We start from the raw sequence: 255 nt of genomic DNA on the forward strand, positions 1-255 counted from the left end.
GACCGGCAAAGCCGCATCGTCTACCGCCCCGGCAGCTTCACCCCGCTGCTACGGCTGGATACGGCCAAACCGCCCAAACAGGCCGCCTGGAAACCCCCGCAAGCGCCGAAGACGGGCTGCTACCTGTACCACACCGACCACCTGGGTACGCCCTATGCCCTGACCGACCCCGATGGTCAGCGCGTCTGGCAAGCTCAGATTGATCCGTGGGGCCAGCTGCTCAACGAATCCGGCCCCCTCCAGGGGGATCAGCCG

Annotated in this window: 1 protein-coding gene; it reads left to right on the forward strand. The window is 67.1% G+C overall.

What is annotated here, in order from left to right:
- On the forward strand, positions 1–255 hold a 255-nt coding region (locus PZA18_RS24705), incomplete at both ends, for an RHS domain-containing protein (protein WP_284103529.1).

The organism is Parachitinimonas caeni, from assembly GCF_030129945.1.
GTDB lineage: Bacteria > Pseudomonadota > Gammaproteobacteria > Burkholderiales > Chitinimonadaceae > Parachitinimonas > Parachitinimonas caeni.